The 20,087-nt window shown below is 35.8% G+C and carries 22 protein-coding genes; 7 read left to right on the forward strand and 15 right to left on the reverse strand.

All coding sequences use genetic code 11. The features are described from left to right. Positions 1–17: 17 nt before the first annotated feature. Entirely contained in the window at positions 18–1,388 is a 1,371-nt protein-coding gene (locus tag BLV64_RS02760; RefSeq protein WP_092132122.1) for an RNA-binding domain-containing protein, read from the forward strand. A gap of 8 nt (positions 1,389–1,396) precedes the next feature. On the opposite strand, the gene BLV64_RS02765 is transcribed toward BLV64_RS02760, so the two are convergent. The 9 genes from BLV64_RS02765 to BLV64_RS02805 are packed head-to-tail and all read right to left on the reverse strand — an operon-like array spanning position 1,397 to position 8,564. Continuing rightward, positions 1,397–1,768 carry a hypothetical protein gene (locus tag BLV64_RS02765; RefSeq protein ID WP_034260987.1) on the reverse strand — a complete coding sequence of 124 codons (372 nt, stop codon included), beginning with the start codon at positions 1,766–1,768 and terminating at the stop codon, positions 1,397–1,399. Between the two features lie 7 nt (positions 1,769–1,775). Beyond that, positions 1,776–2,630, reverse strand: coding sequence for a DUF4138 domain-containing protein (locus tag BLV64_RS02770; RefSeq protein WP_092132125.1), 855 nt, complete (start codon positions 2,628–2,630; stop codon positions 1,776–1,778). Then, positions 2,627–3,556 (reverse strand): conjugative transposon protein TraM, encoded by a 930-nt coding sequence (traM, locus tag BLV64_RS02775; protein WP_092132128.1) that lies wholly within the window; start codon positions 3,554–3,556, stop codon positions 2,627–2,629. The genes BLV64_RS02770 and traM overlap by 4 nt, the downstream gene beginning before the upstream one ends. Continuing rightward, positions 3,546–4,160: a conjugal transfer protein TraK gene (locus tag BLV64_RS02780; RefSeq protein WP_092132436.1), complete on the reverse strand. Its 615-nt coding sequence runs from the start codon at positions 4,158–4,160 to the stop codon at positions 3,546–3,548. Before BLV64_RS02780 ends, traM begins: the two co-directional genes overlap by 11 nt. Before the next feature lie 11 nt (positions 4,161–4,171). Then, the gene (locus BLV64_RS02785; RefSeq protein ID WP_092132131.1) at positions 4,172–5,014 is read right to left on the reverse strand and encodes a hypothetical protein; all 843 of its coding nucleotides are present in this window, start codon (positions 5,012–5,014) and stop codon (positions 4,172–4,174) included. Between the two features lie 2 nt (positions 5,015–5,016). Then, positions 5,017–5,598, reverse strand: coding sequence for a conjugal transfer protein (locus BLV64_RS02790; protein WP_092132134.1), 582 nt, complete (start codon positions 5,596–5,598; stop codon positions 5,017–5,019). A 4-nt stretch (positions 5,599–5,602) separates the two neighbouring features. Next, positions 5,603–8,005, reverse strand: coding sequence for a TraG family conjugative transposon ATPase (locus BLV64_RS02795; RefSeq protein ID WP_092132137.1), 2,403 nt, complete (start codon positions 8,003–8,005; stop codon positions 5,603–5,605). Further along, positions 7,992–8,276: a hypothetical protein gene (locus tag BLV64_RS02800; protein WP_092132140.1), complete on the reverse strand. Its 285-nt coding sequence runs from the start codon at positions 8,274–8,276 to the stop codon at positions 7,992–7,994. Before BLV64_RS02800 ends, BLV64_RS02795 begins: the two co-directional genes overlap by 14 nt. After that, the gene (locus tag BLV64_RS02805) at positions 8,277–8,564 is read right to left on the reverse strand and encodes a hypothetical protein (protein WP_008610937.1); all 288 of its coding nucleotides are present in this window, start codon (positions 8,562–8,564) and stop codon (positions 8,277–8,279) included. It abuts the gene before it with no gap. Positions 8,565–8,753: 189 nt separating this feature from the next. On the opposite strand from BLV64_RS02805, the gene BLV64_RS02810 reads away from it, so the two are divergent. From BLV64_RS02810 to BLV64_RS02825, 4 genes are all read left to right on the forward strand, one after another. Beyond that, a complete protein-coding gene (locus tag BLV64_RS02810) occupies positions 8,754–9,377 on the forward strand; it encodes an N-acetylmuramoyl-L-alanine amidase family protein (RefSeq protein WP_092132143.1) in 624 nt (207 codons plus the stop codon). 187 nt (positions 9,378–9,564) lie between these two features. Continuing rightward, the gene (locus BLV64_RS02815; RefSeq protein ID WP_092132146.1) at positions 9,565–9,975 is read left to right on the forward strand and encodes a Fur family transcriptional regulator; all 411 of its coding nucleotides are present in this window, start codon (positions 9,565–9,567) and stop codon (positions 9,973–9,975) included. 66 nt (positions 9,976–10,041) lie between these two features. After that, positions 10,042–12,225: a TonB-dependent receptor gene (locus tag BLV64_RS02820; protein ID WP_092132149.1), complete on the forward strand. Its 2,184-nt coding sequence runs from the start codon at positions 10,042–10,044 to the stop codon at positions 12,223–12,225. A gap of 1 nt (position 12,226) precedes the next feature. Next, positions 12,227–13,021 carry a cation efflux transmembrane domain-containing protein gene (locus BLV64_RS02825; protein WP_166643317.1) on the forward strand — a complete coding sequence of 265 codons (795 nt, stop codon included), beginning with the start codon at positions 12,227–12,229 and terminating at the stop codon, positions 13,019–13,021. A gap of 6 nt (positions 13,022–13,027) precedes the next feature. Here the strand turns inward: BLV64_RS02825 and BLV64_RS02830 are convergent, their stop codons facing one another. From BLV64_RS02830 to BLV64_RS02855, 6 genes are all read right to left on the reverse strand, one after another. Next, a complete protein-coding gene (locus BLV64_RS02830) occupies positions 13,028–13,690 on the reverse strand; it encodes a P-loop NTPase family protein (protein WP_092132152.1) in 663 nt (220 codons plus the stop codon). Beyond that, positions 13,674–14,426 (reverse strand): hypothetical protein, encoded by a 753-nt coding sequence (locus BLV64_RS02835; RefSeq protein ID WP_092132155.1) that lies wholly within the window; start codon positions 14,424–14,426, stop codon positions 13,674–13,676. The genes BLV64_RS02830 and BLV64_RS02835 overlap by 17 nt, the downstream gene beginning before the upstream one ends. 3 nt (positions 14,427–14,429) lie before the next feature. Next, on the reverse strand, positions 14,430–14,714 hold the full coding sequence (locus tag BLV64_RS02840; RefSeq protein ID WP_092132158.1) for a helix-turn-helix domain-containing protein: 285 nt from the start codon (positions 14,712–14,714) through the stop codon (positions 14,430–14,432). Between the two features lie 323 nt (positions 14,715–15,037). Continuing rightward, entirely contained in the window at positions 15,038–15,874 is an 837-nt protein-coding gene (locus BLV64_RS02845) for an RteC domain-containing protein (protein ID WP_092132162.1), read from the reverse strand. A 273-nt stretch (positions 15,875–16,147) separates the two neighbouring features. Further along, complete coding sequence (locus BLV64_RS02850; protein WP_092132165.1) at positions 16,148–17,056, reverse strand: helix-turn-helix domain-containing protein; 909 nt, start codon at positions 17,054–17,056, stop codon at positions 16,148–16,150. 8 nt (positions 17,057–17,064) lie between these two features. Then, positions 17,065–17,550, reverse strand: coding sequence for an asparaginase domain-containing protein (locus BLV64_RS02855; protein ID WP_092132168.1), 486 nt, complete (start codon positions 17,548–17,550; stop codon positions 17,065–17,067). A 328-nt stretch (positions 17,551–17,878) separates the two neighbouring features. Between BLV64_RS02855 and BLV64_RS02860 the strand changes: the two genes are divergently transcribed. Both BLV64_RS02860 and BLV64_RS02865 read left to right on the forward strand, forming a co-directional pair. Continuing rightward, complete coding sequence (locus tag BLV64_RS02860) at positions 17,879–18,547, forward strand: response regulator transcription factor (RefSeq protein WP_092132171.1); 669 nt, start codon at positions 17,879–17,881, stop codon at positions 18,545–18,547. A gap of 35 nt (positions 18,548–18,582) precedes the next feature. Further along, positions 18,583–19,917, forward strand: a complete 1,335-nt coding sequence (locus tag BLV64_RS02865; RefSeq protein ID WP_245705853.1) for a sensor histidine kinase — start codon at positions 18,583–18,585, stop codon at positions 19,915–19,917. Positions 19,918–20,087 lie beyond the last annotated feature (170 nt).

Below are 20,087 nucleotides of genomic sequence, written 5' to 3' on the forward strand. Positions count from 1 at the left end.
CCGATTTCAATAAAACAATGACCGAAACAAACCGCATAGAATATAAACGAGAATTGTCCGATGGACTCGAAAAAGAGGTCATTGCTTTCTTGAACTACCGTGAAGGTGGCATTATTCATATCGGCATCGATAAGGATGGAAATACTTACGGATTGGCAGATGCTGATGGCGACCAGTTAAAGATTAAGGATAGGTTAAAAAACAACATCCGCCCTTCCGCCCTTGGTCTGTTTGATATTGTGAGTGAGGAAAGGGACGGCAAGAACATTCTGAAAATCATAGTGGCCAGCGGTCCAGAAAAACCATATCATCTTAAAAAATACGGGATGAGCGAAAAGGGTTGTTTTATTCGCTTGGGTTCAGCGGCTGAACCGATGCCCCAAAAAATGATAGATGAGCTGTTTGCTAAACGTACCCGAAATTCCATCAGCAAGATTAAAGCAGGACGGCAGGATTTAGGCTTCGGACAGCTAAAAATTTACTACGAAGAATCTGGGTACACCCTTGGTAAAGCTTTTGCAAAGAACTTGGAACTACTTACGGAAGATGGTACTTTTAATTATGCCGGCTATCTTTTGGCAGACAAAAATAACACTTCAATTAAAGTCGCCAAATATTCAGGCATAACCAGAACAGACTTAATAGAAAGCAACGAATATGGTCACGAATGTTTAGTTAAGGCTACTAAACAAGTGATAGATAAAATTGCGGTCGAGAACAGAACAACCACAAAAATCACATCAAAAGAAAGACAACAAGCCAACCTTTGGCATCCCATCGCCTTGCGAGAAGCCATCATTAATGCGTTTGTGCATAATGACTATACCAATGAGATTACCCCAAAGTTTGAGATTTTTACCGATAGAATCGAAATCACATCAGCTGGTGGTCTTCCGGAAGGATTGAGCAAGCAAGAATTTTTTGAAGGCTTTTCAGTTCCACGAAATAAGGAACTGATGCGAATTTTTAAAGATTTAGAACTGGTTGAACAATTAGGTTCTGGCATCCCTCGTATTTTAGAACACTATGGAAAAGAGAGTTTTAGTTTTTCCGATAACTTTCTTAGAATGACTTTTATTGCTAAAGAAGTTGCTGATGAATCTACTATTAGAGAAGATCGTCAAAAAGGTGGTGTAACAGGTGGTGCAATGGGTGGTGTAACAGGTGGTGCAATAGATGCTATAGATATACTTACTAAAAGACAAAAAGAAGTACTTAAACTAATTGCAACCAATACTACTATTACTTATACTGAAATAGCTGAAGCTTTAGGCATCAATGAATCCCCTGTGGGCAAACATATTAATGCGCTCAAAACCAAAGGGTTTATAAAACGCCACGGTGGCACACAAGGTTATTGGGAAATTAATCTCGAAAAAAATCAGTAAGTATCCTTTTAAAAAGGCGATTTATCCTTTGAGCCTCTCGCATCCGCCAACCATTTGCCATTTTGCTTAACCAGTTTAAAAAGACCCGGTGTCTTATCATAGGCTGTAGTATATTTTACCCAAGCCACGTCACCCATTATCGTATCCTGCAAAACTGTAAAGTTTGAATCATCCTTTACCGTCGCATTGAACATATTTATAGTATTCATATAATTAGAATATGCCTGTGGTGTTGAGTTGGCTTTTAAAGCTTCCTCATCTTTTTCATAAAAGCTTTCGATGACGATTTGGGCTGTGGCACTTGGTCCCGAAATTTTAGTATCAGAATCGGCACAAGAAAGGAACAGCAGTACGAGCGAGAAAACGACAATTTTTTTCATAATATTCTTAATTTGGGTTATTGATATATCTATGTGATATTTTCAGTTCAATGTTTCGTTCGCCATCCTTTTCATTCAATTCTAAAATCGCCCTACGGTCATTAGATAATGAAAATTTGGGCAATACATAAACGAAGCGCACAGTTTCACTTTCTGCAATTTTTGAAGGCAGATTGTGTTTGTACGTTGGTTCTTGATACAGGCGTTGCAACGATTTTCTTTTCCCTTTTTGTCTTGTTTCAATCGAAAGGTTTAAGAAATTCAAATCGTAATCCAAAGTAGAATTATTCTCAATCTGGATAACGAAGTAGAGTTCTTCCTTATCAAAAACAACATTTTCAACAGTCAAGACAATGCCTTGCGTTCGCTTCTTAATCCGACCGATACGCTGGTTTCTGTTAAGAAGATACGAGCAGAATTTTTGATAGTAATACGTTCTATTATCTACACGTTCTTCAGAAGATTCAGCAAGAATCGAATCGACCTTAATTGGTTTCTCATTTCCGATACTACTTGATAGCGGAATGAAATAATTGAGCTTAGATAGCTGTTTTTTATATCTTACAATATACGAAAAAATTGAACCATTTCTATTGACTACCAACAGATTACTTTCCTTCCCAGGCTTTGCCTGAAGAAGTCCAAAATACTGTTCTTTTTCACGATTGTAGGTAAATACAAAATTATCTGAACCGGTTATTCCTTGCCGAATAGGTTCAGGGAAGAATAATGCAACGTTTTTGGTGTCGTTGGCATATATGGTATCGAGAACTGTAGTTGTTTGCGCTGTAGCCTGTGCCGAGCAAAGTCGAGGTGCGAAAGCGGAAATCAGTATCGCAAATATTAAAATTGTTGCTCTCATAATTTAGGTTTTAGAATTAATTTATAATTATTCAATACCGTAACTTTTACGTTTCGGTTGTTACGTCTGAGTACTTTGGATATACCACCAACTTGTGGTACGGTAGGAATGTTGATATCGCCAATAATATCGTCCAAGACTTCGGTGGTGGCTTCTGCCCGAAAATTGTTCTGTACGTAAATACCTTCACTACCATCAGATAAATCAAAAGCTTTGAGTTTTGTAGGATGGTGCTTTATGTTTTCAATTTCAATGAGAGCACGATTAGGTTGAAAGCTTATAAAACCGAAAATAGGTGTGTTCTTTGGCATCAGCTTACCATTAATGGTAGCTGTTTTGGTAAGGCGCATTCGTAATCTGGTATTCGCTTTGACTATTTGGTCGCCATCTACTACTACGTAAATTGTTTCATCAGTATTACCGATGATTGAAAACTCGTTGGGTTTTGGCGATGCGGCAAAGAACAATTGATGTTCTAAGCCTAATTCTTTGGCTTCAATTTTTTGTTCTCTTTTTACTTCAGTAGAATCAATTTTTGATACCGCTTTGCGAACAGTTCTTTTCTGTCCTAAGTTTTGGTATCGTTTCGATGTATATTGAATTTTGCCAGCTTCATAGATGCTATCTACAATACGCTCTTTTTCGCGTTCTGGTAAATCTGGGTCGTAGAATCCCAAGGAATCAATGAGCTTTTCATCATAGATGCTGGGCGCGTTATTTTCACGAACTTTCTTTAAGTCATTTATAGCATCCAGTTTAGAGTCGTATTCTTTTTGGTTTTCCTCTAAATCAGGCACTAAGGTCTGTTTTAGGTTTTCAGTTTCAGTATCATCATCGCCTAATACCATTACAGAATAGGAAATCAGGAATATGAAAATCACAGCCAATACGGCAGCGAATACTATTTTATTCTTTTCAACTTTCATCGTTTAGTTTTTTTAAAGTGTTCTCGAAGTAATTTGTAATTAGAAGTCCGTGCGGATTGTTGGGAAAGTTTCGGTCAACCATAATCAGGTTTCCTGTTGAAACCAATTCGTAGGTGTCAATTATTGAACCTCTGTTAATTTCAAAAATGGTGGTGGTTGTAAAACTATATGAGCCATTATTTTCGTTTATCCTTGAGTCAATACTCAATACTTTTTGAACCAATGAATACTGAAGCAATCGGTTATAAACGCCATCAGCTTTCTTCTGACGGTAAAGATTGTCCACAGAACTATTTCCTAACCAAAGTGCTTTTTCCAAATTCCTTTCATAGTTACTGGCATCGATGTTATAGAAGTAGTTGTGGAACAGTTCTAAATGTGCCAGAGCTTCGACTCTAAAATTCTCTTTTTGAGTTACGAGCTTCAGCGGAATAATGCTACCATCTGTATTTATTGCAAATGCACTATTGAGCGCATTTTTATTAGTTGTAAATGCCATCCAAAGTGAAAAAGTGCTGGAAAGCATTGCAAAAATGACAACTGCCAGTACGATAAATCGATTCATTTTCAGGACGTTGTATATGTTTTTGTAAGGTGTTTTCATTTTCATTTGAATTAGCTGGTAAATAATCTAAGAGTAAAGGATGTAGCTCGTTTGTACAATTTGAATTTCAGGAAAACAATAAATGCAACAGAACCCAATTGAACAACAGGCGCAAAAAAACCTTGACCTGTATCGGTACCAAATAAGTTGACCCAAAAATTGGTGTTGATTTCCGTATAAATAGCGTTAACAAATACATTGACTAAAAAGAATGCCGGCACTAACATATATACAGCAGCATACAACTTGAAGAATGTATAAGCAAGTGAACGGAATTTTTCAAATACTGCAAGGCTAATGACCAAAGGGAAGAACGCTTGCATTATCCCCAAAAGGAAAAAACGCTCTGCCAAAAACAACGGATAAATGAATAGGTCAAGAATCCAAAGTATAGTGCTTAGAATAAATGCCAATATCTTAAACCCATACAATGGTGTTACTAAAGCTTCGTATAAAAGGGTCATTGCTGAGCTTGCAGCATCAAAAAGACTTACGTCTTCCTCTAAAGGAATGTCCTGCATTTGTAATGGTAATAACGCAGGTGCTGTGCCCCTATACTGCCCCTCGATGGCCACCAATATCCCATCAAAGAACCCTAACACCTGCGTTGAGAAAATTACTAATATGACAATGGCAAAATTCTTCATCAAGTCCCCTGGGCTCAATCCCCAAGTATAACCATCTTTATCCGCAACACCTTCGTTGTACTTTTTCAGGATGTTAACCAGAAAAAATAGGACAGCGAGCGTTTTCATTCCGGCAATAGTGTATTGCGAGAAGTTGCTGCTCTGTATGGTCTGGAACACCGCATCGATGTATTCCAACCCAATCCCTAAAAGTATAGTTGCGGTCATTTTTAGTAATCTGTTTCTCGGTTATTTACTTTATCCTGCATTTTTCTGAAAGAAATAATATCTCGATACCGTTTTGTTTTAGTGGTAATGGTAGAAACCATTTGTTTCGATTCTTGCTCTTTAAGTTTGAGTATTTCGGCGCGTTCGGCATCGCTCATTTTTAGGTAATCGCTGGATAAAACTTCATCAATAAAATCTACCGTTTCTAATGAGTTTTGGACTATTGCATCGAATGATTCCATAACTCTTGAAACTTCATCGGGTTTGATGTAGGGCGAGTTTAAAATATCCTGTAAATCATTTTGCATTACATTGATAAGGCGCTGATTATTGTCTGCAATTTCTTGGACAGCGTTGAGTTGTTGAACTACGCTTGATACTTGCTCGATGGCTTCTTTAGCATCCTTTAGGAATTTTACAGACTTAATCATTTGAGCGGTCTGTTTACCTGATTCCAACAGTTGTTTTACCAAACTGATAAAATTGGTATTGTCATAAGTGGGCATTCCTTGGGCGGTAGCATTACCTGACATAAACAAGGTCAGAGCTACGGTCATTACTAAAATTTTGATTTTTGTCTTCATAATATTATGTTTTAGATGTGAATTGAATTATTGCTTTTTGCATATCGTTATACTCGTTGTAGAGCTTCATTATTTCTTCATTTTCCTGTCCATCGGTCAAGTAAGCTGCATATACTTCCTTCGGAACTTCGAGGCGGAAAATGTTACTTTCCCTACCAATTTTGATGAACATTTCGGTGTATTTGCGTGGACCAGAAAGATTGTTTTTGATGGATTTTAATTGATTTAGGTCGTGGCTGGAAAGGTTGAGTCTTTTGACCAATTCGTCATAGCCTTTTTCGTTGTTTAAGCTATAAATGACCTGCGTGTTTTCAAGAATACTTGCTGAAGTTGAATTGTTAGGAAGTTGATTTATCGACTGAAGAATTATCCCTATCGCACCGTTCTGTTTACGGATGGCTTGGTAGTAGAACTCGACGCTTTCCAATACGTTTTCAAACTTCAGTTGTTTGGCAAACTCATCGAAAAGGATAATGCCTTTTTCTGCCCTGTTTTTCCAAATCGTTCTTTGGATGGCTGACTTGATGAGCTTGAGCATCACAGACAGGATTTCCTTATTGTCCTTGACTTCATCCAGTTCAAAAACTATCAAACGTTTGTCTTCAATCTTATAGGTCTGGTCTTCGCTTACTTCAAATAGGAAACTATATAGACCATCGCCGACATATTCTGACATTACGTGCAAGAAGCTCGTAACATTGAAGTAGTCGGGATGGATTTTAAGAGTGTCAAGTAGATTTTCTTGGCTCTTTTCTATAAAACTGTAAAAACCATCCAGCGAGTGATTTTCTAAAATGCTATCATAATAATGCTGAAGTATCTTTTTAACCGATACAGATTGAGCTTTCGTAACTTTTAAATCTGAGGCAAAAAGTTCAAATAAGAAAACCGACAAGTCTTCCAATCGTTCGGGTGTAAGGTCATTTGTATCACTTATGTAAAATGGATTGATACCAAGGTTCTTTCCACTTTCATAGCGAAGCACCGTATATTTCTCAGGATAGAGTTTGGCGAATTTGGTGTATGAACCACCCAAGTCAATAATGACCAAACGAACGCCACTTTCAAAATATTGGCGTAGAATGTTATTGGCCAAAAAAGATTTTCCTTCGCCTGTTGGTGCAAAAATGGCGAAGTTTCGTGCCTTTATTCGTTTCTTATTTTCATCCCAAACATCTTTTAGAACAGGAATGTTATGCTCACGGTCATTAAATATGATTCCGGTGTTATCACTTTTGTAATTGGTGTTATTTATAAAGAGACAAAGCGCGTGTTTTAAATCGGTTACATATAAATCGTTGTTTGAGAAATTGGAAGAGAAACAGCAGTAACTATTAAGGATGTAATTCTTGCGTTCTTCGCCTCTTGGATAGTATGGTATGATATCCAATTCCTTAAATTCGGTCTTTATTTTTGAAGTTATTTTGTCGAGCTCTTTAGCTTCCTTTGCCCAATAGACAATATTCAAATGCCCACGGATGATTCGTGCATTATCATCGGCATTGATTTGGTCAAGAATGTGCTGGATTTTCCCTAAAACCACTTTATTCTGTGAACCGAAATTTGAACTTTTATTGAGTTCTTCAATCTTTTTATCCAGTAGCTTTCGCCACTTCTGTTTGTTATCCAAATACAAAATCTGGTTGACAATGTGGTTCTCATTAAGCGTAAGCCCTAAGCCATCAATAAACCCTTGATGAAACACAAAATCGTCAGAAGTGAATTTCTCATTGGTTTTGCTACTCTGTACACTTTCGCCAAAGCACAGTTCGCTATTGATGGCAAGGGCATCAAAATGGTTTTCGCCAATATTGACGCTTTTTTTGTCCAGTAAAATATCGGTATCATAGCCTTCATTAAAACCGTTGAAGTAACTGTTTGTCAGTTGCTGTATTTCTTCGGCTTTAAGCGAAACAAAATCCATCTTTCGGCTATTGTTGATGAAGGAAACCGAATCGCTTACCGAGTTGGCGAAACTCTTAATATTGTCATCCAGTTCCTGTACGATTCCCTTTGAAACTTTTCTGAAGGGATTGACATATTTAGGATTGTTTAGAGCCTTATTCTTGGTCAGGATGATGAACAAATAACAGCTGTGCTCGATATGCCCACGACCTTTAAAATGCTTGTGTGTAGCCTTTTCAAGAAAGGTTGTATTCGGAAGTTGTTCTGAAGTATATGATTTTTTGAGGTAGATATCCTGTTTATGAACCACAGTACCAACAGGCAAAGACTTTAATGCCTGAAACCAAGCACCGTGCATATCTTCAAAATCCTTTTCTGAAAGCGAATAGATTTCCGGTAAATTCCCTTTATAGCACAAGACTACGTTGCCATTATTGGCAAATACGATATTGTCCTGAATATCTACAATGGGTTGATATGCCGAAAGGTTAATCTTGTTCATAATCGAAGCCAGAGTTTCTTTTGTTACTAATGATTTGCGGAAATGCTTTTGCCATTTGGAATAGTTGCGGATTGTGGGCTATTCTTGTCAGCGCCACATATAGGGAAGCATTAAAGACCAGCACACCAATTATCATCACAAAGCTGAATGAGAAGATGATGATGAGCAACGAAGCCAAAATAGAAACCATCATCAAGGCAAACAGGGAAATGGGCAACCCAAAAATGACTGCCCTTTTCCTGATGTTTTTATAGACCTCGAACCGTTTCATTTATACTACGATTCCTATTAGGTAAGTAAAGATTCCTACTACTGCACCTGCAATCAATACAAATACTAAAACTCGGGTAATCCCCTTTTTTAAATCTGCATTTTCCCCAAAAAAATGTCCTGCGTTGAACAGGAAACCTACAAGGAAGATTACACCGAGTAGTATTGGAAAAATAGTTCGGATAGTGTCGCCAACATCATTAACTGAATCTTCAATGCCACCAATTTGAGCAAAAAGCGAAGTGGATAAGAGCGAAAGAATGGATGCTAAATAGTGTGATTTTTTCATAACGGAAAAGTTTAAATTTTTAGTTCATTTTCGTTATTGGAAATTTACATATATTTGAATATAAATAACTGAAAATCAAATATTTGTGAATAAAATATTATTTGAAATCAATTGAATTTGTTTGCTATTAATTAGCATCAAATTCTATGGAATTTTGAATGGAAATTGTTGATAACCCGAAAATTGAAAATGAAAAAAGTGCTTAAAAACGTCAGTTTTGTGATTTTGCTTCTAAAAATGTGCATCATTTTTGGACAGGAAATGACTGCTCAAAAACGAATTGTAATTGACGTTGGACACGGTGGAAAAGATGCTGGCGCAATTGGCATAAACGGCATCCAAGAAAAGGATGTGGTTTTGTCCATTGCAAATGAAATTTTGAGGTTAAATAACAACTTGGAAAAACCACTCGATATTTATTTGACCAGGTATAGTGATACGCTCATTTCTTTATCTGACAGAACCAAGCTGTCCAAAGTTCTAAAAGCTAATTTATTTGTGTCCTTGCATTGCAATCATTCGGATAATCCAAATGCGAAAGGAATAGAGGTTTATGCTTTGAGAAAACAAGAAAGGTTCTCGAAGGAATCGGTATTTGCAGGCTATAAAATTGAAAGAGCCCTTTGTAAAACAATAGGCTATGAAAGTAGAGGTGTGAAGTTTGCAAACTTTCAGGTGCTGAGGGAAACGACAGAGTATTGTCCTGCGATACTAATGGAATTGGGTTTTTTAAGCAATGTAGATGAAGCTCAGTATTTAATGAGAAAAGAAAATGTGCTCGCCATTGCGCTATCAATTTTAAAGAAATTATAAATTAAAAAATGAGATTATGAAAGAAATGTTTACGGAAGTGATAAAGAGTATAAAGAATATACTCTTAAAAACTTTATTAGAGATTAAAATATTAGTTACTGGGCTTTGGAAACACTAAAAGCTCGTTGGATTATGAAAAAGGCTTTTCATTTTTAAGAAATCTCAAAAAAAATGATACATTAGGAAAATGCAAACCGAAGAAGAAATCCTAAAAATAAAAAAGGTAAAAAATACCGCAGTTAGAACTGTGGTTTTACGTCACCTTTTGAACCAAGAAAAAGCCCAATCTTTAAAAGATATTGAAAACGCATTGGCATACACGGACAGAAGTTCCATTTTCAGAACATTAAAAACATTTGAGGAAAACAAAGTCATCCACAGCATTGAAGATGGTTCTGGTATGACAAAGTATGCAGTTTGTGCCGAAGGCTGTAACTGCGACCCAAAGGATTTGCACTATCATTTTTATTGTACAAACTGTGATAAAACATTCTGCCTTTTTGATGTTCTCATTCCTAAAATTCAACTTCCCGAAAACTTCAAATTACAACAGGCAAATATGGTCGTAAAAGGTTTATGCAATAATTGCAACAAATAATCTTTGCAATCGAGTTGCACTAAAAGCAATTTACATTTGTACTATTCTTAAAAACAGAATTAGCAAATGGCAAAAGCATTTTTAACTTCATTATTTTTCGTTATATCATTTATTTCTTTCGCACAGAACAGCGATATTTCTATTTTCATTACAGATTCAGAAACCAACGAACCGTTACTTGGAGCAACAGTTTATTTCGAAGAGCTTGAAAAAGGAGCAATTACCGATTTTGACGGAATCGCAACGTTCACAGAAATTCCAGACGGAAACCATATTATCAAAATTTCATACGTAGGTTTCAAAACCATAGAAACAACTATTGAAGTTGGTACAAAAAAAGTCTTTTCATTCAAACTCGAATCGGGAGGAAATGAATTGGATGAAGTCGTTATTCAATCTTCAAGAAGTACACGAACGGTTAGAAAAATTCCCACGAGAATTGAATTTATTGGAGCGGAAGAATTAAGCGAAAAAGCAGTAATGAATCCGACCAATATTTCAATGGTGCTTCGAGAAAGTACAGGAATACAAATGCAACAAACCTCGTTAAGTAGTGGTAACACCAACATTAGAATTCAAGGACTCGATGGACGATACACACAACTTTTGAGAGATGGATTTCCTTTGTATGGTGGATTTTCCAGCGGTTTGAGTATTTTACAAATTCCACCTTTAGACTTGCAACAATTTGAAATAATTAAAGGAAGTTCATCAACACTATATGGTGGTGGAGCTATTGCAGGTTTGATAAATATGGTTTCAAAAACACCTGACGAAGAACCTGCATTGGATATTATGTTAACCCAAACACAAGCTTTGGGAAGTACAGCGAATGTATTTTACAGTAAACGGAACGAAAAAGTTGGGATTTCTCTATACGGTTCTGGTCATTACCAAAAAGTGTACGACCCAGAAGATGATGGTTTTAGTAATTTGCCACAAACTACTTCTATTTCATTCAACCCCAAGTTTTTTTATTATCCATCCGAGAGAACAACGTTTTGGATTGGACTAAATGGAACGTATGACGACAGAATTGGTGGCGACATAACAAAAATTGAAAGTGGCGAAAATGGAATTCATCAATATACAGAAGAAAATATTTCTAAAAGGTTGAGCAGTCAAGCGGTTTATGAAACAAAGATAGATTCCGTGAGTTCATTGAACATCAAAAATAGCATCTCATTTTTCGATAGAAAATTGTCGATTCCCGATTTCAGTTTTGACGGTAAACAAACCAATACATTTACGGAAATTAACTATCAAAAGGCATCTAAAAAAACCGATTGGATTTTGGGTGCAAATTTGTACACATCAAATTTCGATGAAAATGATAATTCACAATTACAACGTGACCAAACAGATGTTACCTATGGAGCATTTGTAAACAACATTTACGATATTTCAGATAATTGGATTTTAGAAACTGGATTGCGAGCAGATTACAATACTGATTTTGGCTTTTTTCCACTTCCAAAAGTTTCATTACTTTATAAAAACGACAGCGGATTTTCAAGCAGAATTGGTGGCGGATTAGGTTACAAAATACCAGATATTTTTACTGAAGAGGCAGAATTTATAAACTTTGAAAATGTTCTCGCCATAGATAAATCAGCACTTAAAGCAGAACGGTCTTATGGTGTTAATTTTGATGTCAACTACCAAACGAGGTTATTTGAAACTGTAGGTTTTTCTATTAATCAGCTTTTTTATGTAACAGCAATTAACAACGGTTTGCTATTAAATAGTACAAATAACGGTTTGTTTGCATTTGAAAATGCAACCGATGAAATTTTGAGTAAAGGATTAGAAACCAACATAAAGTTTACTTATAAAGATTTTAGATGGTTTTTAAATTACGCTCTTATAGACACTAAATTGAACTATTTGGCTGGAAATCCTCAAAAGCCTTTAACCGCAAAACACAACGCAGGAAGTGTGTTGATGTACGAATCTGAAAAATGGCGAATAGGTTACGAAACTTTTTACACAGGAAAACAGTTTTTGTCTAATGGCACAGAAACCACAGATTTTGTTACGATGGGTTTTGTGGCAATGCGTAATTTTAAATGGGGAACAATTTTTACGAATTTTGAAAACTTTACGGACAGAAGACAAAGCAGGTTTTCACCTTTGGTTTTACCACCACACGACAATCCAGTATTTCCCGAAATTTATGCACCAACAGACGGATTTATTTTTAGCGTAGGAGTAATTATTAAACCTTTTGGAAACGAAGATGACGACTAAAATCAACAAAACGGTATTTCAAATCAGTAAGATGGACTGTCCTTCCGAGGAAAATCTAATCCGAATGAAACTGGACGAAATTCAAAGTATTGCGAATTTGGACTTTGATATTCCGAACCGAAAATTGACCGTTTTTCACAGCGGAGAAATTGACCAAATCGAAAAGTCAGTTATCGATTTGAATTTAGGCGGAAAGAAAATCTCAACGGAACAAACCGACCAAACAGAATTTAAAGAAAATGCAAACCAGAAAAAGCTACTTTGGTCTGTACTTGTCATAAATTTTGTCTTTTTCATTATCGAAATGACAACAGGAATTATCTCAAAATCAATGGGACTTGTTGCCGATAGTTTGGATATGCTTGCCGACAGTTTCGTTTACGGAATTAGCTTATTTGCGGTTGGCGGAACGTTGATTAAGAAAAAGCGGATTGCAAAACTTGCTGGATATTTTCAAATAACACTTGCTATTATCGGATTTGTGGAAGTTATAAGAAGATTTTTTGGAGACGAGAAACTTCCCGATTTTTCGACAATGATTATCGTTTCGATTTTTGCACTTATCGCAAATGGAATTTGTCTTTACATTTTGCAAAAGTCAAAGAGCAAAGAAGAGGCACATATGAAAGCAAGTATGATTTTCACCTCAAATGATGTGATTATCAATTTAGGAGTAATAATCGCTGGACTTTTGGTAAATTGGTTGAGTTCGAGTAAACCTGATTTGATTATCGGAACAATCGTTTTTGTATTGGTAATTCAAGGTGCATTTCGCATTTTAAAATTGAGCAAGTAATTTATCTTACTTCCGCTTATCGCCAGCCTTTGTGTCAAAAGCAATCAAATTAAAAAGTTCACGCATTCGGCTACGAACGCGATTACCGTAACGCTCTTCTAGTTCTTCAGCGTTTAGATTTGTGGTGGCGTGGGTCTTGATTTTATGTTTGGTTTGTAGGTAGAGCTCGTATCGAGATAAAAGCACTTCGCCCATCACATTCAAATCCTTTCCATAGAATCTGCCAGATGGTTCCACGCCCAAATCATCAAAACAATAGAATTTTGTGTTACCGTATTCCTCAACTGTTTTAAAACCCAAGTGATTAAAACTGAAAGTTACATTCCGGCAAGGAATCATTTCATAAGGACGTTGCAAAGGAACCAAATGACGCAGTAATTTCATTAAGCTGGTCTTTCCGCATCCAACAGGTCCAGAAAGCAAAATTCCTTTGTCAATATCAATTCCATAGGTTTTACAGTTGTCTTTATCCTTGATGAAGTAGGAACAGAGCTTCAGCAAAATATCCTTATCCTCATCATAAATCCTGAACTTTTCGCCAAATAAAAGTTTTCCCTTGGCATTCAGGTATATCAATATTTTGGGAAAGTCGTAGAGGACGCTTTTACCGTCAAATTTTCCCAGCGAATATTCCACGCCACCTTCGGTAATTTTAGAGGGGTTGTCCATAATCTTTGTTTTTAGTGGTTCGCAAGTTGTCCTTGATTTGGGACGGTTGTTTTTTGTTTGGTTTGTTTTCCTCGTCGAATATTTCAGTTCTGTCCATCCAGTTGATGGCTACGGCGCGCCAATCTCGAATATCTTTTCCATCGCTTGTTTGCCAATTTCGGGTTTGGTAATGCTCATAGAATTTTTTTGCTTCATCAGCATCAAAACCTTTTTCTTCAAAAAAAATAAAAACGGCCTGCCAGCCCTTTGGCTGTTTTATATAGTTTTCTTGTTTGTTATTGTTTGTTTCAGATACCAATGCTTGTCCACCTATGGGACGGTGCAAGTCCACAGCTTGTCCATTTGTGGGATGGTGGTGTCCCTCAAGCGGTACACCTCTGGGATGGTACTGTTCCGCAAGCTGTTCTAATTCGGGATGGTACTGTCCCACAACCGGTTCATCACTTGTCCCAATAATGGCCATCTTAATTTTGCTGCCTTTGTAGGGATTGTTGGAAGGGAAATAAGAGAGGTATTGCCAAGAATCTAACTCGACTATACATCTATGATATGTGGACTTAGAGCCTATTTTGGCACAACGCATCAAATCCCTGCGATTAACGTAGAATTCATCCATAAAGCGGCAACTGTTCCATTCTTGGAACAGCGCCATATACAGGCTGATATGCGTTGGATTAAGGCGGTCATCAAAATAGAACTTCTCAAAAGCCGCATTAAGTAGCTTTATATAGTTCATCGCTTAAGAGTTTAGACCGTGGTGCACACGGTTGGCATCCATAACTTTTTGAATTTCCTCGGTATCGTAATAAATGATACCACCAACTTTAGTGTATGGCAAGGTGCCATTGATACGAAGGTTTTGCAATGTGCCAGGACTTACCTGAAGCAAGTCCATAACCTCAGAAGATTTGAGGTATTTTTTGAGTTTCCCGCTGGCTTCTCTGGTCAGTAATTGTTTAATGTCATCGAGTAATTCCATTTTGAATTCCCGAAGGTCGTCTGTTGTAATAATACTTGTCGGCATAATAGAACGGTTTTAATGGAAAGGGACTATCTGTGTTTGTGATTTTAAATGATAGTCCCTGACCTGATTTGACTTTCGTTCTACAAATTTGAATAGGTTTATTGGATTTTATTCCCCAGTACGACCGTACTACGGTTAAAATTTAACATTTTGAAATTTGGTGTGTTTTGATAAGATTTGAAGGTGTTTTTGTAAATCGACACCATCAAATTGAACTAAATTTTATGAAAAACAAATACAGAATTCAATTACCGTAGGTCAACCGTACTACGGTCTTTTTTTAACAGTTCAAAATAGAAAGGCATAATAAAAAAATTGAAGGTTTATTCCTCGCTTTTATCCATTTCAATGAGTAGTGATGTAGAGAGTTCGTCGAGAAAAAGCGTTCTACTGTTTTTCCTGTTTTTGATATCGTGATAGGTTTTGTAGATGTCCTTTGGCTCAATATTAAAAAGCTGTTGTAACTTTTTTGAAACTTGCATTATACCCTGATTTTCCTGTTTGCCCAATCCTTTCGCACACAATGCGTAAACCAGTTCCACGTAGTCTGTATTAGAAAAAGGCCAGTCTATCTTTTCAATTGGTTTAAAGCCGTTGAGTTTCCCGTTTAGACCTTTACGAACTTTATGCTTTTTTTCATCCAAATAAGTCACTAAAAAATCGTAGGCTTTGTATTTGCCCAAGAGCATATCTCTTGGTGTGCAAAATTCAGGGTCTTGAAAGTAGAATTTTGAGGTAGTGATGTGAAATGTTTCCATAGAATCTCTCGTGTAATATTCCTCGTCAAAATGTGTCGCACCAGAATTAACGTAACATCCAAAATCCATATTGTAGAGAAAAAAGCGATTTACCTTGTTGATTTTCTTTTTGATGGATTTTAACTGAGAATGTTTATCCCCTTTGGGAAATTGAATTTCAAAAGAATGGATTTCTGAAAAGTAGATGAGTTTGATGAGAGGAATCTGTTTGATTTCTTTGAAGAATTCTATTTCTTCCTTGGTAGTTTTAAATTCATTATTGAGGATTTCTTTTTTGTAAGTACTTAAAACTTTGCGACACAGTTTTATAGAACGATACGCCCGTTCTAAAATATTTTCATATTGAAATTTTATTTCATCCAGGTCCTGAAGTAGATTTTTTGATAGTATTTGAGAATTCATAAGCAGGCAATTTTTGTTTGGAAACCATAGGAATGGGATTTAGTTGATAAGGTTGCGTTTTAGTTTTCATTGTCCTGCAAAATTTATGTAATGACAGCTCTAAATAATAAAATTTGTAGCTCATTAGTAGAATTTATGGAACTGTCTGTAAGTTAACTTTACGTAGTAATTATACAAGGAAAACTTTCCGTAATTAAATACGGAATACACCGTATTTTTCTACGGACATTTTGTGAAACACTCTAAATTCAATGCTTTTCAGGTTGATTACGACTACATCTTTTTCTTACGAAATCGCTTCAAGAATTCACGTCTGTTCTTTACACCTGTCTTTTTGAAGATATTGGATGCGTGTTTTGATACGGTACTTTCAGCAATGAATAAATCTTTAGCAATATTTCGGTAGCTTAAATCACTTAAAATGGAAAGTGCTATCTCAATTTCTCGTCTTGTTAAATCTTCATAAAAGATTTTACTCTCTATCGCTTCATCTTTCTGTTTTTTCTTAAGCGCAAACACCTCGTACATTCGGTTATTATTTTCTATGAAATATAAATACCTATCTACTTCAATTGTAGTAATGGCATAAAAAGCCAAGTTCATCACGGTAAAGGTTATCCATTGGTAATCACCTATTACAGTACAAATTGGCAATAACGCAATACTTCCCACACTCACTATAGAAAGCCTGTTACGTCTTAAAATAAAAGCATTTGGATTAGAAATCCTTCTGTAAAAAATGAACAGAAATATAATGGCCGCTATGGATATTGGTATGGTAAATAGGAATCTGGCAGAGTCTAAAGAGCCTGTAATAAAATACGGAATTAAAAAAAGAATGATATAACTAACGCTCGTGAATATAGCAAGATTACGAATGGAAGAATTATACTTCAGAACAACAATATCATATTCCTTATAGAGATAATATACGATGAAGACACATAGCGTTATTGCCACGCTATACGTTATGATGTATTGAAGTATAAAAGGCCCAGGAAAATTATCTGTTGGAAGAAATCCGCCAGTTACATTATAGATGACGAATAGTAAACCGAGAATTAGAAAACGCTTAAAGCTACTATGCGTTTTCTTTCCTGAAAAGTAAAGTGTAAACAATACGATGACCGTATCTATTATTAGATAGAAGAACGTTGTCCAATGTATTGAAGTTCCAAACATTTATATTACTACTCATTGCGCTCAAATTTGTTGGTTTCTAAATTCTTGGAAACGTTGTTCCAAAGAAAAATTTGTCCGTTCATAGCAATATAAACATCCGGTTTTAGAAGCTGTAGTGAGCTAATTGCATACCCTAAATTAAACGGTGCATCTGTATCTGCAGATGACCCTAAAATGAAAGACCCAACTAAAACGATGGTTTTATTAAGATTGAGCTTTCCTAAATATTTTGCGGTATCTTCCATTGTAAAAGTACCGTGTGTTATCAATATTTTACTTGCATTGGTTTCTTCTATTTTACGTGCAATCTCTTCCCTGTCATCGTCTTTTATAGCTCGACTATCCTTTTTAAATACACTCACAATAGTATATTCAAAATCTACATTAGCGCTTTCAAGAAAATCTGCAATAGATACATTTGTTTTATTGATTGTCTTATCGCCTACGTAATCTAGTCCTTCAATAGTTCCGCCTGTAGTTAATATCGTAATCATTCAAATGGTGTTTATTATTGTTAATACAAACGTATCCGCTTTGTAAAGTTAGTGTAAGTTTTTTACTGTTAATCGATTGTTGATTATCTTAAGCAAGTCTTAAGAATCTACTAATCAAACGCTAAGACTAAGAATTAATTTTTGTGTGTATTAAATCAAAATTGATAACAACACCTTAGTAGAAAACATCCAAATAAATAAGAGTCTCAAAAACTATATTTTAAAGAGTGTAGCAAAATTGCGTGGAAAGGATTTACAATAACTAATCTTAAGCAAATCTTAAGAAAAAGTAAATATAGACTTAATAAAAAATCGTAAATTTTGCGCGATGAGAATTTTAATAGTAGAAGATGAACCAGGTATATTTAATTTCCTCAAGCAAGGCTTGGAGGAAGAGAGTTATGCTGTGGATATTGCCGAAGAAGGCAAAAAAGGGCTTGAAATGGCACTTTCAGGAGAATACGATTTATTGTTGTTAGATTGGATGGTGCCAGGCATAAGTGGTATTGAAGTTTGTCGCCAATTCCGAAAGGAATTTCAAGAAACACCCGTTATTTTTTTAACTGCAAAAGATACCTTGGACGAGACCATTTTCGGGCTTCAAACTGGTGCTAACGATTATATAAAAAAGCCTTTTCATTTTGAAGAACTTCTAGAACGCATTAAAGTACAACTACGCCCAAAATCTGGAGAACATTCCGTCTTTAAACTAGGAAATATCACGCTCAATACGTCGACCTACCAAGTACATAAAGAAGATGAAGAAATAAGTTTGACACAAAAAGAATTTGCATTGCTTGAGCATTTATTACGGAACAAAGGAATGGTATGTAGAAGGTCTCGAATTATTGAAAGCGTCTGGGATATCCACTTTGATTACAATACTGGTGTTATCGATGTATTTATCAACGCACTTCGTAAAAAGCTAAAATTGGGAAAGGACGAAAATTATATTCAAACAGTTAGAGGTGTAGGTTACATTGCGAAGGAATTATGAATTTGAGCTTTAAAAATAGGTTAGCCTTACATTATATGATTGCCACAGCAATTATAATGGCGGTAGCCTTTACAGCGGTTTATTTTGTAGTCAAAGGTGTGGTGTATCAAAATATCGACAATGACCTCTCTTTTGAAGCAGAAAAACATACCGAAGAAATAAAAGTCGTCGGAGACAGCATCAAAATAAAAAACAAAAAAGAGTGGGAAGAACGCGAGCATAGAGAGGTTCAGGTAAACCCTGTTTTTATTCAGATTTTAGATAAGAATGGGACTTTTATGGATAAATCCCCAAACCTAAAAGAAAACGAGCTTGACTACAATGAAAAAGCAAATTTTGGCGGAAGCTATAATGAAATTCTCAATAGCAAACCCATCAGGCAAATCCAATTACCTATTGAAGAAAATGGTAAAATAAAAGGCTTTATTGTCGCTGCAATGTTGCTGGAAGCCTCAAAAATGGTACTGCTTAATCTCAGAAATATTTTACTGCTTGTCTATTTATTGCTTTTGGCGAGTCTCTATTTTATTTCCAAGTTCATAGCGGGCAGAAGTATTATTCCAGTCAAAAATGTAACAGAAACAACCAACAGAATTACACGCAACAACTTAAACAAGCGTGTAGCATTACCTCAGAATAAAGACGAATTGTTTGACTTGTCTGCTGGCATCAATGACCTGTTGCAGCGTATTGAGAATGCGATGGAACGAGAACGTCAATTCACATCGGACGCCTCTCACGAATTGCGTACACCCTTAACAACCCTAAAAGGCACTTTAGAAGTATTAATTCGTAAGCCAAGAGAACGCGCAGAATATGAAGACAAAATAAAATTTAGTCTTACAGAAATTGACCGTATGACTGCTACACTAGAGCAGCTATTATTATTGGCAAGATTAGACACCAGTTCAAAGACAACAGACGACTCTTCAATGCCTTTAGCAACAATTATCGACGAAATTCTTTCAAGACATAAAAACAAAATATCAGAAAAGAAGCTTTCTATCAGTTTTAAAAATGATATTGAAAATGAAACTTTGGTACCTCAATATTTTTCAAATCTAATCCTTGAAAATATTATTGGGAATGCAGTGAAATATGCTAAAAACGCGACCAAGGTTTATATTTCAATAACACAATCAGATTCTAAAATAATCTGTAAAATTCAAGATGAAGGCATAGGCATTAAAAAAGAAGATTTAAACAACTTGTTTAATAATTTCTTCAGATCAGATGCGCTCAATCACAAAAATATTTCTGGTAATGGCTTAGGGCTTTCCATAGCCAAAAAAGCTGCCGATGCAATAAATGCTGAAATATTTGTTGAGAGTGAATTTGGTGCTGGAACTACGTTTACTATTATCTTTTAAGCCAATCTTAAGTTTTAGAAAAGCCAACCTTAATATTTCAAGACTACATTTATATTATAAAATATTACATCTATTATAGAAAAGGAAGATAGATTCCCCTATAGCTTTTGGTTGGTGATTATTGGTTAATTGTTGCAAAGGCCTTGAGAACTCTCAAGGCTTTTGTTTTT

The sequence above is a fragment of the Bizionia paragorgiae genome, from assembly GCF_900107625.1.
In the GTDB taxonomy this organism is placed as follows: domain Bacteria; phylum Bacteroidota; class Bacteroidia; order Flavobacteriales; family Flavobacteriaceae; genus Bizionia; species Bizionia paragorgiae.